The sequence below is a fragment of the Streptomyces sp. NBC_01454 genome, assembly GCF_036227565.1.
Lineage (GTDB): Bacteria > Actinomycetota > Actinomycetes > Streptomycetales > Streptomycetaceae > Streptomyces.
Genome location: NZ_CP109460.1, coordinates 950,097 through 962,600 on the forward strand (window position 1 = coordinate 950,097; position 12,504 = coordinate 962,600).

A 12,504-nucleotide genomic window follows, 5' to 3' on the forward strand; every position below is an offset into this window, starting at 1 on the left:
GTGCGGGCAGCGCCCGGTGAACGGTCGGCATCCGCCTGGCGGGGCGGGTTCCTCGGAGCGGGCGCATTGCTCAGCCGGCCTTCTCGACCTGCGACAACGCAGATCGAGAAGGCTACCTTCACCTTGCCCACGCCCGATTCGGGCGATCCCCCGCGTCGCCCGAACCGGGCAGCTTGACCGGATTTCTGCCTGGACAGATATCCGAAGTCGTCCTGAGTATATTGGCTCGCAGCCAGTCAACGCAGGAGTACAGGATGTCCCCCCGCAGCGCCTCGGTCAATGAACAATTGCGGCGGCGCTCCCGCGAGCGGCTGCTACAGGCGACCGTCGAGCTGGTGGGCGAGCGTGGCTTCGAGGCCACGACACTCAGCGACATCGCCCAACGGGCGGGAACCGCACGGGGGTTGATCTCCTACTACTTCCCCGGCAAGCATCAACTCTTCCAGTCGGCCGTGCACCGGCTGATGCATCTGACCCTGCGGGAGGCGCTGGAACGGGAGCCGCGACCGAGCGGACCGGACGCCGGACGCGAGCGGTTGGCCCGGGCCGTCGACGCCGTCCTGGGTCTCGCCCACGACCGCCCGTTGCTGATGCGGACACATATGGCGGGAATTCTGACGGCCGAGGGGTTCATCCAGTGCCCCGAGCAGCAACGGCTGGCGCACCTGCTGCGCGAGACGGTCGTGGCGTACGGATCACCGGCTCCCGATACCGACTATCCGCTGCTGAGGGCTCTGCTGATGGGCGCGGTGGTGCCGATGCTGCTGCCGGGAGCGCCGATGCCGCGCGGCCTCCTGCGCGCCGAGTTGTTCCAACGGTATGGACTGGCTTGGGAGTTGGGGCTCCCTCCGGAGGAGGAACCACCCCCGGTGACGCACCCGCGGGGGCCGGTACGCGGCTAGCCGGTCGATGGTGAGCGCCGGCGGCGGGCGGCGGGCAGGGCGGATCGCGGCGGTTACGCATGCCCCGACCGGTTTGCCGGACGGCCGGTTGAGCGGGCGGGCGTTGCTCCGCTAGCGCTTGTTGTGACGTGGCGTCAGAAGGCCCTTGTCGCGGGCGCCGGCGATCAGCCGCAGCGACCTCCGGCGGTTACGGCCGGTGGCCAGCATGACGGCCAGTACGGGATCGTGCCCTTCTTGCTGCGCCTGACGGTAGGCGTCCGCGGCGATCCTGCGGCGCTCACCGGACCGCGACCGGGAGAGGACGGCGGAGCGCGCCGGCTCGGCGGGCGGCGTGGAGACCGCGGGCGCAGGGGTGGAGGACGCGGCCGCGGACGGCGTGGGGGCCGGTCCGGCAGGCGCCCCGGCGGGCGATGCGGCCACCGTGTCGGAGGAGGCGTCGGAGGTGTCGGAGGAGGCGTCGGAGGGGGTGTCGGCCGACACCCCGGTGAGGCAGCCGGCGCCCGTGGTGGTCGGGTCGGCCACGTCGTCGCCGGTCACCGTGCCCGTCGCCACCGCCGGCGTCTCCGGGGGTGCCACCGCCTCCCTCACGGCGGGTGCCGGGCCCTCCCCCGCCCCGGCACCCACGGGGTCCGGCGCGCGGTCCGGCAGCAGGGCGTCCACCGGCTGCTGCAAAGGCGCCGGCTGGTGCGGCGACAGGGGCCGCGGGCCCGACGCCGGCCGGGGCGCCGCGCCGGCCGCCGACCCCGCGTCCGGCCCGGCCGGCAGCGTCCCGCCGGCCCCGTCCCCCGCCGCCGGGACGGCCGCCGGGCCGGGCTGCCGGGGTGCGGACCGGGCCTTCTGCGGCCGGCCGGTGGCCGCCCGGAAGGTGTCGTCCAGGGGGCCTTCGATCCAGCGGGCCAGGGCGGCGAGGCCGGCCAGGGTCAGCGGCGGGTCGGCCCGTACGTCCTCGACGGTGAGATGTTCGTCGGAGACCGTCACCAGGACATCGATCCGGGCGCCGTCGGCGAAGGTCAGCCGGGCGCTGCACCACGGGCCCAGCGGGTCGAGCCGCGGCGGCGGGCACCCGGGGCCGCCGGAGCCGGCCGGATCGTACGAGGTGGCGGACTCGACGGCGGGCGCGGCGGAGCCGTGCGCCCGCACCTCCCATGTGGGCCACTCCAGTGGCGCGCCCTGGGCTTCATATCGGTGATTAACGGTATAAAAGTCACTTTCCGACACATTGAAAACCTAGCCTCCAGCCCACCCGGCCCAGTAGCGCGGCACGCTCATCCCACCGGGAGCAACCCCGATAGCGCATCTCCCGTCGCGCGCCCGCCGGTGCGACCCTGGGGGTATCCCGCGGAAGGGGCCACCCGTGCTTCGTGTCGCAGTGATCGGTTCCGGACCCAGCGGCGTCTACACCGCCCAGTCCCTGATCGAGCAGCAGGCCGTACCGGACCTCGAGGTCTACGTCCTGGACCGGCTGCCCTGCCCGTACGGCCTGGTCCGCTACGGCGTCGCGCCGGACCACGAGAAGATCAAATCTCTGCAGAACACTCTGCGGACGGTCCTGGAGCACCCCAGGGTGCACTTCCTGGGCAATGTCCAGGCGGGGGCGCCCGGGCTGGGGGTCGAGGAGCTGCGGGAGATCTTCGATGCGGTGGTCTTCTGCGTGGGCGCCGCCACCGACCGGCAGCTCGGCATCCCCGGTGAGGAGCTGCCCGGCAGCCATCCGGCGACCGAGTTCGTCGCCTGGTACAGCGCGCATCCGGATGCGGCCGCGATCCGCTTCACCCTCGCGGCGCGGTCCGCGGTCGTGATCGGTGTGGGGAACGTGGCGGTGGACGTGACCCGGATGCTCTCGCGCGGCGCCGCGGAGCTCGCTGCCACCGATATGCCGCAGGGCCCGCTCGGCGCCCTCGCGGACAGCCGCGTCGAGGACGTCTGGATGGTCGGCAGACGGGGCCCCTCGCAGGCCAAGTTCACCACCAAGGAACTGCGGGAGCTGGGCTCTCTGCCGGATACGGACGTATGCGTCCGGCCCGGGGAGCTGGCGCTGGATCCGGCCTACCGGGATCCGGGCGCGCTGCCCGCAGCGGCGCGGCGGAACGTCGAGGTGCTGCGCGGCTGGGCGGAGCGCACGGCGGCCGCAGCGGCGGACGCGGGATCCGCGCCCCGGGCCGGGCGCCGCATTCATCTGCGGTTCTTCCTGCGGCCGGCCGAGGTGCTCGGGGACGCCTCGGGGGTGCGCGGGGTGCGGTTCGAGCGGACCGCGCCGGACGGCCGTGGCGGGGTCGCGGGAACCGGTGAATTCGAGGAGATCGAGGGGCAGTTGGTGCTGCGTTCGGTCGGCTACCGGGGGACGCCGCAGCCGGGTCTGCCGTTCGACCAGACCACCGGGACGGTTCCGCATCTGGCCGGCCGGGTGCTGCGGGACGGGGCGCCGCTCCCCGGTGTCTACGTGGCGGGCTGGATCAAGCGCGGCCCCACGGGCGTGATCGGCACCAACCGGCCGTGCGCGAAGGAGACCGCGGGGTCACTGCTGGCGGACGCCCCGATGCTGGCGCGGGGCCGCACGCCCGGGGATCCGGTGGCGGCGCTGGTACGGGCGGGGCAGCGGCCGGTCCCCTGGCCGGGGTGGCTGGCGATCGAGGCCGCCGAGGCCGCGTGGGGTCACGGCCTGGGGCGTGGCACGGTCAAGCTGCCGGACTGGGCGGGGCTGTTGGAGGCGGCGCACACGACGGGTTGAGCCGCCGGCCGGGCCTCGGGCGGTCAGCCGCGGCTCACCGAACGGGTCCGCTCACTCCTCGCCGAGGCGGCCGGCCTGGAGATCCGCCGCCCGCAGCACGCCGTCGATCAGACCGGGGAAGAGCTCCTCCAGATCCTGCCGGCGCAGCCCGTTCATCTTGGCCGTGCCCCGGTAGAGCTGATGGATGACGCCGTGCTCGCGCAGCACCCGGAAGTGGTGGGTGCAGGTCGACTTGCTGACCGGGAGTTCGATGTCCGCGCAGTTCAGCTCGCCCTCGGCGGCCGCCAGCGCGCGGACGATCCGCAGGCGCATCGGGTCGGCCAGCGCGTGCAGCACCTCGGCCAGCCGGATGTCCGCCCGGTCCGGATGCTCCAGCGACCGGGGGCCCGACGGGGCACGCGCGGAGGTCGTATCGGTCGGCATGACGGCTCCTGACTCACTCTGCGGGGCTCGGTTCGGCCTGGTCTGCCGCCCGCGCGTTCATTGTACGAGAAGCGTCGTAGTTTGACATCCACCGTAGTACGACGTTTATCGTATGAGTCCTGGATCCGACCGGACCCACTCCTTCCCAGGCACAGGAGTCTGCTGTGAGCGCACTGTTCGAGCCCCTCTCCCTCCGCTCGCTGACCGTCCCGAACCGTCTCTGGATGGCGCCCATGTGCCAGTACTCCGCGGCCCCCGAGGGTCCGGACACGGGCGCGCCCGGGGACTGGCACTTCCAGCATCTGGCCGCACGAGCGGTGGGCGGCACCGGACTGATCCTCGTCGAGGCGACCGCGGTGAGCCCCGAGGGGCGCATCAGCCCGTACGACCTCGGGCTGTGGAACGACACCCAGACCGAGGCGTTCCGGCGCATCACCGGCTTCCTCAAGGAGCAGGGGACGGTGCCGGGGATCCAGCTCGCCCATGCCGGGCGGAAGGCGTCCACCGAGCGCGGCTGGGTGAACCGTGGCGGGCCGATCCTCCCCGGTCAGCGCCACGGCTGGGAGCCGGTCGGGCCGAGCCCGGTGCCGTTCGACGAGGGCTACCAGGCCCCCGCGGAGCTGTCCGTCGCGCAGATCGGGGAGATCGTCGCGCAGTTCGCCGCCACCGCGCGACGGGCGCTGGCCGCGGGCTTCGAGGTGATCGAGATCCACGGTGCGCACGGCTATCTGATCAATGAGTTCCTCTCGCCGTTCACCAACCGGCGCACCGACGGGTACGGCGGTTCGTACGAGAACCGGACCCGCTTCGCACGGGAGGTCGTGGACGCCGTGCGCGAGGTGTGGCCCGACGAACTGCCGGTCTTCTTCCGGATCTCGGCGACCGACTGGCTCACCGAGGACGAGAGCGACCCGCGCATGGGCTGGACCGCCGACGACACCGTGCGCTTCGCCCGTGACCTGCGCGAGCGCGGCATCGATCTGCTGGACACCTCCACGGGCGGCAACGCACCGGACGCGAAGATCGCCACCGGGCCCGGCTACCAGGTGCCGTTCGCGGAGCGGGTGAAGAAGGAGAGCGGTCTGGCGGTGGGCGCGGTCGGTCTGATCACCGAGCCGCGGCAGGCCGAGAAGATCCTCACGGACGGCCAGGCCGACGCCGTGCTGCTCGGCCGGGAACTCCTGCGCAACCCCAGCTTCGCGCGGCAGGCGGCGCGGGAGCTGGGTGCGCCGATCACCGTGCCGCCGCAGTACCTCCGGGCCGCCTGAGAGCGCCGGAAGGGCGTGCGGGGAGCGGGTGGCGCACCGTGTGACCTGCCCGGACATACACCGGGGCGCCATTGTCAGTGGTCGGGTGCAGACTTGCCTCTGTCTGAGACAACGGCGTCCCGGAGGTGTTCCGGCATGACTGACGTACTCCTCGCGGTGGGCACCCGCAAGGGGCTCTTCCTCGGCCGTCGACGGCACGGCAGCTGGGAGCTGAGCGCACCGCATTTCCCCGCCCAGGCGGTGTACTCCCTCGGCATCGACACCCGGCGTGCGACGCCCCGGCTGCTGGCCGGGGCCGACAGCGCCCACTGGGGCCCGTCGGTGTTCCACTCCGACGATCTGGGCGAGACCTGGCAGGAACCCGCCCGCCCCGCGGTGAAGTACCCGGAGTACACCGGGACTTCGCTGGAGCGGGTGTGGCAGCTGCATCCGGCCGGCCCCGCCGCCCCCGACGTGGTCTACGCGGGCACCGAGCCCGGCGGCCTGTTCCGCTCCGAGGACGGCGGCGAGACCTTCGACCTCGTCCGGGAGCTGTGGGACCACCCGAGCCGGGAGAAGTGGGTGCCGGGCGGCGGCGGGCTCGCCGTCCACACGGTGCTCACCGACCCGCGCGACGCCGACGCGGTCACCGTCGCCGTCTCGACCGCCGGGGTCTTCCGCACCCTCGACGGGGGCGCCAGCTGGACGCCGTCGAACAAGGGCGTGAAGGCGGTCTTCCTGCCGGATCAGCATCCGGAGTTCGGCCAGTGTGTCCACAAGATCGCACCGGACCCGGTCGACCGCGACCGGCTGTATCTGCAGAACCACTGGGGCGTCTACCGCAGCGATGACGCGGGTGCGACGTGGCAGGACATCGGCGGCGGACTGCCCTCCGACTTCGGCTTCGCCGTGGCCGCGCATCCGCACACGGGAGGTGTCGCCTACCTCTTCCCGATCACCGCCGACATCGACCGGGTGCCGGCCGGGCACCACTGCCGGGTCTACCGCACCTGTGACGCCGGCGGAAGCTGGGAGCCCCTGAGCGACGGCCTGCCGCAGGAGGACCACTACGGCACGGTGCTCAGGGACGCCCTCTGCGTCGATGACAGCGATCCCGCCGGGGTGTATTTCGGCAACCGCAACGGCGAGGTCTACGCCAGCGCGGACGACGGCGACAGCTGGCAGCAGCTCGCCTCCCATCTGCCGGATGTGCTGTGCGTACGGGCGGCCGCCGTGGCCTGAGAAGAGGCGGACGGGAGGGGCGATCCGGGTGCCGGACAACGAGGTGGGAGGGAGTGGCAGTTGGGGACCGCGTAGGGCGGGCCGCCGGAGTCCGGGCCATTGGTTGAAGGGGAGCGGGTCCGGGCCAGTAGGGTGATCCCGTGGCTGCACGACCTCTCCAAGAAATTGTCGAACCAGGCTGGGCCAAGGAACTTGAGCCCGTCGCCGACCGGATCGCCGCGATGGGCGACTTCCTGCGGGCGGAGATCGCCGCGGGACGGAGCTATCTGCCGGCCGGCGCCGATGTGCTGCGCGCCTTCCAACAGCCCTTCGACGAGGTGCGGGTGCTCATCGTCGGGCAGGACCCCTACCCCACACCGGGGCATGCGGTCGGGCTCAGCTTCTCCGTGGCGCCGGAGGTGCGTCCGCTGCCGCCGAGCCTGGAGAACATCTTCCGCGAGCTGCACTCCGACCTCGGACTGCCCCGGCCGTCGAACGGCGATCTGACCCCGTGGACGCGCCAGGGCGTACTCCTGCTGAACAGAGCGCTGACGACGGCGCCCCGCAAACCGGCCGCGCACCGCGGCAAGGGCTGGGAAGAGGTCACCGAACAGGCCATCCGCGCGCTGGTGGCCCGCGGGCGCCCGCTGGTCTCGGTGCTGTGGGGGCGCGATGCCCGCAATCTGCGGCCGCTGCTCGGCGACCTGCCGGCCGTCGAGTCCTCGCACCCCTCCCCCATGTCCGCCGACCGGGGCTTCTTCGGCTCACGGCCCTTCAGCCGGGTGAACGACCTGCTGGCACGGCAGGGCGCCCAGCCCGTCGACTGGAGGCTGCCCTGACACCGGGCGATAGTGTGCCTCGTATGACGAATGCGAACATCCCTGCGGGTTGGTACGCCGACCCACAGGGCACCCCCCACCAACTGCGCTGGTGGGACGGGTCCCGCTGGACGGAGCACACCCACCCGGGACAACAGCCCCCGGCCCCGCACCAGGCGCCCCAGCCGGGCCACCAGCAGGCACCACAGCAGCCGGCGCCCCAGCAGGCGGCGCAGCAACAGGCCACCCAGCAGCCCCCGCAGCAGATGCCGCACCAGTCCGCTCCGCAGCAGCAGCTGCCGCCGCAACAGGCGCCGGGCCAGGCTCCGTACCCGGGCCCGCAGCAAGGCGGCGCCCCGTACGGCGCGCAGGGCTACGGCCACCCCCAGCAGGCGCCCGGCCAGCAGTTGCCCGGCCAGCAGATGCAGCAGCCGTACGGACAGCAGCCGATGCCGGGGCAGCCCGCCGGGAATCCGGGCGCCGTGCAGCATCAGGTGCAGCAGCAGGCCGGGGTGGCGCCCGGCGGGCCGGGCGGCGGCAGCCTGTTCACCGAACCGGTGCTGGTGGTCAACCAGAAGGCCAAGCTGATCGAGGTCACCAACGAGTACAGCGTCTTCGACCAGCACGGCAACACCATCGGCACGGTCGTCCAGGTCGGCCAGAGCACGGCCAAGAAGGTCCTGCGCGTCGTCTCCAGCCTCGATCAGTACATGACCCACAAGCTGGAGATCCGGGACGCCTACGGCCAGCCGCAGCTGGTGCTGACCCGGCCGGCGAAGATCCTCAAGTCCAAGGTGATCGTGCAGCGTCCGGACGGCTCGCCGGTCGGCGAGATCGTGCAGCAGAACGCCATCGGGAAGATCAACTTCGCGATGATGGTCAACGGCCAGCAGATCGGCGCCATCAAGGCCGAGAACTGGCGCGCCTGGAACTTCGCCATCGTCGACCACGCCGACACCGAGGTCGCCCGGATCACCAAGACCTGGGAGGGGCTGGCCAAGACGATGTTCACGACGGCGGACAACTACGTCCTGCAGATCCACCACCAGCTGCCCGACCCGTTGCTGAGCCTGGTCGTCGCCACGGCCCTGACCGTCGACACCGCCCTCAAGCAGGACGCCCGCGGCCTTGGGTGAGCCCCCCGGCCACGGCCGGGACGCCGCCGGGGCCGGTCATGTCCTCGGCGTGGACTCGGGTGGGTCGGGGCTGCGGATCGCCGTCGCCCGCGCGGACGACGAGGCCGCCCGCCCGCTGGCCGTACGCGTCTCCCGCGAGCCGGTGCGCACCGGCCCCGCCGGGATCGACGCCGGACATCTGCTGTCCCAACTGCTGCCCGCAGCACAGGAGTTGCGGCGCGAAGCGGGTGCGGACGGGTTCACCGCGGTGTGCGTGGGCGCGGCCGGTGCGGCCACGCTGGGCGATGAGCTGCGCGGCCGGCTGCCCGCCGCACTGGCCACCGCCCTCGGAGTGCGGCGCTGCGCGGTGGCCGCGGACGCGGTCACCGCGTACGCCGGGGCACTGGGGCAGCGCCCCGGTGCCGTGGTCGTCGCGGGCACCGGCATGATCGCCCTGGGCACGGATCCGACCACCCCGGGCGGCTGGCGCCGTGCGGACGGCTGGGGCCATCTGCTGGGCGATTGCGGCGGCGGAGCCTGGCTGGGCCGCGCCGGACTGGAGGCCGCGCTGCGGGCGTACGACGGGCGGCCCGGCGGTTCGGCCGCCCTGCTGGCGCGCGCGGAAGCGGTGTTCGGGCCGGCCGGTGAACTGCCCGGCGCCCTCTACCCGCGCGCCGACCGGCCCGCCGCCCTCGCCTCGTTCGCCCCGGAGGTGGCCGGCTGCGCCACCGGGGGCGACCCGGTGGCGCTCGGCATCCTGCGGGCCGCCGCGGGCCATCTCGCCGATGCCGCGGCCGCGGTCTGCCCGCCGGCCGCGGACAGCGCGGTGGCCTGCACCGGCGGGCTGTTCGGCCTGGGCGAGCCGCTGTGGGCGCCGCTGCGCACGGCGCTCGCCGAGCGGCTGCCGCGAGCACGCCGGACGGTCGCCGCCGGGAGCCCGCTCGACGGGGCGCTGACCATCGCCGCGGCGCTGGCCGGCGACCGTCTGACGCTGCCCGCCGACGGGAAGTTGTTGCAGATCACACGGCCTGCGCCGGGTCCGTGACCAAGGACGCGCGGGATAAAACGGGACGGATACCTCGTCACCGAACCCTCCCTCCGCGCGGGTAGGACCCGAGGCGTTAGCATGCGGCGCCATGAGTTCCCCCACTGGGCCCGCACCTGGCTCGCCCCATTTTGACGCCGCACCCCCGAGCCCGGGAGCCGCGCCCGGCCTGCCGGTACGAATGCCGCGCGCGCGGCAGTCCGGCCGCCACCGCAAGCCGGAACCCCTGGCCGCGCCCGAGGGCGCGCCCGCCCTGGTGCTGGCCGTACCCGGCACCCCCTCGTCCGCCTCGCGCAGCCTGGCCGACGAGATCTCCAGCATCGCCCGCTCCGAACTCCCCGGCCTCGACGCCCGTATCGGGTATGTCGACGGTGGCGACGACGAGTTCCCGTCCCTGGAGGCCGTGCTGGCGCACGCCGCCACGGAGCACAAGGCGCGGGTGGACGCCGACGGACAGCCCGGCCCCGGCCCCGCCGCCGTCGTGGTGCCGCTGCTGGCCGGACCGGACAGCGCGCTGCTGCGCCGGATACGCCAGGCAATGATGAACAGCGGCTCCGGCGCGGAGCTGACCGATGTCCTCGGCCCGCATCCGCTGCTCGCCGAGGCGCTGCACGTCCGGCTCTCCGAGTCCGGTCTGGCGCGCGCCGACCGTGCCCGGCTGTTCACGGTCGCCACGGCCGCCGACGGCATCATCCTCGCCACCGTGGGCGGCGACGAGGCCGTGCAGGCCGCCGGCATCACCGGCATGCTGCTCTCCGCCCGGCTCGCGGTGCCGGTGCTGGCCGCCGCCCTCGACGAGGAGGGCGCCATCTCCCGTACGGCCGAGCAGCTGCGCGAATCCGGTTCGCAGCAACTGGCGCTGGCCCCGTACCTGATCGGCCCGGAGATCGCCGACGGCCTCCTGGGGGCGGCCGCGGCGGAGGCGGGCTGCGCCTCGGCCGAGGCCCTGGGCGCCTACAGCACGGTGGGCCGGCTGGTGCTGTCGAACTACGCGGCGGCGGTGGGCATCACCCTGCCGACGCAGTCGCAGGGGGTACCGGTCCGCTAGGGCCGCCCCCCTGCCGGATCCACGGCATCGAAGGATCGAACGGCCGTCCTCGCGCAGCGCGGGGGCGGCCCTTCGCCGTCCGGGCACAGGTACCGGAACCGGAACCGCGACGAGCGGCGCAGGCGCCCGCCAGGCGGCCCGGGAGCGACGAGGCCATGGTGCGGCGCCCCAACGGGCCGTACGCCCGCCAGGGCGCCGCGCAGGGCGCCTGCCGTACCGCTGAGGCGCCGGGCGCCGGGCGGCATGCCGTACACCAGCGGCCGATACACGCCTGAAGCATGGCTGCCGGCCACACCCGGAGCCGCCCGGGGCACATGGCCCGTGCGACTCGCGGGAGAAGACCGTGCGGGTGAGCCGCCGGTACGCGATACGTTCCGCCGGAGCCGTGCGCAGCGCGAGCGCGGCCACTCGCCGGCCGCGATCGCCCCGGAGCGCGAGCGGGCCGCCCACGGAAGGAAGTTCATGTCGCACATCGATGTCGTCCGTGCCGCCTTCGCGGCCTATCTCGCCCAGGACCGCGCGGCCATGGACCGGCTGCTCGCCGAGGAATACGTGTTCACCAGCCCGCAGGACGACCACATCGGCAAGGCCGCGTTCCTGGAGGTCTGCTTCCCCACCGCGGACCGGCTGCGCGGGCAGGAGATCCTCGATGCGGTGGCCCTCGACGGCGAGCAGGTCTGCGTGCGCTACGAGTACGAGCTGACGACGGGCGAGCGGCATCGCAATGTCGAGGTGACGACGGTGCGGGACGGCCGGCTCACCGAGACCCAGGTGTATTTCGGCGGGCGCTTTCCGCAGGGCTGAGCGGCGCGGGCCGGTCAGGCGAAGACGACGCAGGAGGCCGCGGGCGCCTCGACGGATCCGGTGCGGGCGGGAATACCGGTCGCCGGATCGACGGCGAACCAGGTGATGTCGCCGGAGCGCTCGTTGGCGGCGTACAGATGCCGGCCGTCAGGGTGCAGCGCCAGGTCACGGGGCCAGTGGCCGCCGCAGGGGACGGTGGTGACGAGAGCTGCGGCAGCGCCGTCGAGGGCGAGGACGGAGAGGCTGTCGTGGCCCCGGTTGGCGGCCCAGGCGAACCGGCCGTCCGGGGAGATGACGAGCGCGGAGGGGAACGTGCCGTCCGCGGCGACGCCGTCCGGCAGCAGGCGGGTCTCCCCCAGCGGAGTCAGCGTTCCGGTGCCGGCGTCCCACCGGCAGACCGTCACCGCCGGATCCAGCTCGTGGATGACGTAGGCGAGGTCGCCGCGCGGGTGGAACGCGAGGTGGCGCGGTCCGCTGCCGGGCCGCAGCCGGGTCTCGGCGCGTACGGTCAGCGCCCCGTCGGCGGCGGCCAGGGTGCAGCTGCGGACGGAGTCGGTGCCCAGATCGACGCTGAGCAGCCAGCGGCCGCTGGGGTCGGTCAGCACGGCGTGCGGGTGCGGGCTCTCCTGGCGGTCGGTCCGCGGGCCGCTGCCCTCGTGGGCGAGCACGGTGGCGGGGCCGGCCGGCGCGCCGTCGGCCCGTACCGGGAGCGTACTGACGCCGGCGGAACTGTAGTTGGCGGTGACGAGATGGCCCGCGGCCAGGGGTGAGATGGGTGGGGTCGGCGCCCTGGACGGACACGGCGGGGGCGAGCAGTTCGGGTCCGCCGGGGGTGAGCGCGAAGGCGGCCGCGGCGCCCTCCTGGGTCTCGCTGACCGCGTAGAGGTACCGGCCGTCGGGGCTCGGCGCCAGGTAGGAGGGGTTGGCGACGGCATCGGTGGCGTGCAGCGGGGTGAGGGCGCCGGACTCCGGGTCGACGGCCGCGGTGGTGATACCGGCGCCGCCCGCCGAGGTGAACGATCCGAGGTACGCCCGTAGTCCGCTGTCGCCCGTCGCCACGGCTGTGCCCTTCGTCCGCCGGCCCGTTGAGGTGCTGGGATGACGCTAGCGCCCGTGGCGGCGAGGCGACACCGGGGAGCGGTGAGCCGTGGCT

General features: G+C 73.7%; 11 protein-coding genes and 1 pseudogene. 9 read left to right on the top strand and 3 right to left on the bottom strand.

Annotation, left to right across the window (positions count from 1 at the left end; translation table 11 throughout):
- Positions 1-254: 254 nt before the first annotated feature.
- Entirely contained in the window at positions 255-902 is a 648-nt protein-coding gene (locus OIU81_RS04070; RefSeq protein ID WP_329143903.1) for a TetR/AcrR family transcriptional regulator, read from the top strand.
- A 111-nt stretch (positions 903-1,013) separates the two neighbouring features.
- Here OIU81_RS04070 and OIU81_RS42235 read toward each other — a convergent pair whose 3' ends face one another.
- Positions 1,014-2,120, bottom strand: a complete 1,107-nt coding sequence (locus OIU81_RS42235; protein ID WP_443073923.1) for a DUF6214 family protein — start codon at positions 2,118-2,120, stop codon at positions 1,014-1,016.
- A gap of 136 nt (positions 2,121-2,256) precedes the next feature.
- On the opposite strand from OIU81_RS42235, the gene OIU81_RS04085 reads away from it, so the two are divergent.
- Positions 2,257-3,630 (top strand): FAD-dependent oxidoreductase, encoded by a 1,374-nt coding sequence (locus tag OIU81_RS04085; protein WP_329143905.1) that lies wholly within the window; start codon positions 2,257-2,259, stop codon positions 3,628-3,630.
- 51 nt (positions 3,631-3,681) lie between these two features.
- Here the strand turns inward: OIU81_RS04085 and OIU81_RS04090 are convergent, their stop codons facing one another.
- The gene (locus OIU81_RS04090) at positions 3,682-4,053 is read right to left on the bottom strand and encodes an ArsR/SmtB family transcription factor (RefSeq protein WP_329143907.1); all 372 of its coding nucleotides are present in this window, start codon (positions 4,051-4,053) and stop codon (positions 3,682-3,684) included.
- A gap of 164 nt (positions 4,054-4,217) precedes the next feature.
- Between OIU81_RS04090 and OIU81_RS04095 the strand changes: the two genes are divergently transcribed.
- The 7 genes from OIU81_RS04095 to OIU81_RS04125 all read left to right on the top strand — a co-directional run bounded on the left by OIU81_RS04095 (position 4,218) and on the right by OIU81_RS04125 (position 11,351).
- The gene (locus OIU81_RS04095; protein ID WP_329143909.1) at positions 4,218-5,321 is read left to right on the top strand and encodes an NADH:flavin oxidoreductase/NADH oxidase; all 1,104 of its coding nucleotides are present in this window, start codon (positions 4,218-4,220) and stop codon (positions 5,319-5,321) included.
- Positions 5,322-5,456: 135 nt separating this feature from the next.
- Positions 5,457-6,542 (top strand): WD40/YVTN/BNR-like repeat-containing protein, encoded by a 1,086-nt coding sequence (locus OIU81_RS04100; protein WP_329143911.1) that lies wholly within the window; start codon positions 5,457-5,459, stop codon positions 6,540-6,542.
- 140 nt (positions 6,543-6,682) lie between these two features.
- A complete protein-coding gene (locus OIU81_RS04105) occupies positions 6,683-7,360 on the top strand; it encodes a uracil-DNA glycosylase (protein WP_329143913.1) in 678 nt (225 codons plus the stop codon).
- A 23-nt stretch (positions 7,361-7,383) separates the two neighbouring features.
- Positions 7,384-8,475, top strand: a complete 1,092-nt coding sequence (locus OIU81_RS04110; RefSeq protein WP_329143915.1) for a phospholipid scramblase-related protein — start codon at positions 7,384-7,386, stop codon at positions 8,473-8,475.
- The gene (locus OIU81_RS04115) at positions 8,468-9,499 is read left to right on the top strand and encodes an N-acetylglucosamine kinase (RefSeq protein ID WP_329143917.1); all 1,032 of its coding nucleotides are present in this window, start codon (positions 8,468-8,470) and stop codon (positions 9,497-9,499) included. The genes OIU81_RS04110 and OIU81_RS04115 overlap by 8 nt, the downstream gene beginning before the upstream one ends.
- Positions 9,500-9,590: 91 nt before the next feature.
- Positions 9,591-10,547, top strand: coding sequence for a sirohydrochlorin chelatase (locus OIU81_RS04120; protein WP_443073924.1), 957 nt, complete (start codon positions 9,591-9,593; stop codon positions 10,545-10,547).
- A 462-nt stretch (positions 10,548-11,009) separates the two neighbouring features.
- Positions 11,010-11,351, top strand: coding sequence for a nuclear transport factor 2 family protein (locus OIU81_RS04125; RefSeq protein WP_329143919.1), 342 nt, complete (start codon positions 11,010-11,012; stop codon positions 11,349-11,351).
- A 14-nt stretch (positions 11,352-11,365) separates the two neighbouring features.
- Here OIU81_RS04125 and OIU81_RS04130 read toward each other — a convergent pair.
- Positions 11,366-12,410, bottom strand: a pseudogene (locus OIU81_RS04130) (lactonase family protein).
- Between the last annotated feature and the right edge of the window lie 94 nt (positions 12,411-12,504).

Bases quoted from the DNA above. Each gene is read 5' to 3' on its own strand.
- OIU81_RS04090 (WP_329143907.1), bottom strand. From the start codon at position 4,053: ATGCCGACCGATACGACCTCCGCGCGTGCCCCGTCGGGCCCCCGGTCG.
- OIU81_RS04110 (WP_329143915.1), top strand. From the start codon at position 7,384: ATGACGAATGCGAACATCCCTGCGGGTTGGTACGCCGACCCACAGGGC.
- OIU81_RS04125 (WP_329143919.1), top strand. From the start codon at position 11,010: ATGTCGCACATCGATGTCGTCCGTGCCGCCTTCGCGGCCTATCTCGCC.
- OIU81_RS04100 (WP_329143911.1), top strand. From the start codon at position 5,457: ATGACTGACGTACTCCTCGCGGTGGGCACCCGCAAGGGGCTCTTCCTC.
- OIU81_RS04070 (WP_329143903.1), top strand. From the start codon at position 255: ATGTCCCCCCGCAGCGCCTCGGTCAATGAACAATTGCGGCGGCGCTCC.
- OIU81_RS04120 (WP_443073924.1), top strand. From the start codon at position 9,591: ATGAGTTCCCCCACTGGGCCCGCACCTGGCTCGCCCCATTTTGACGCC.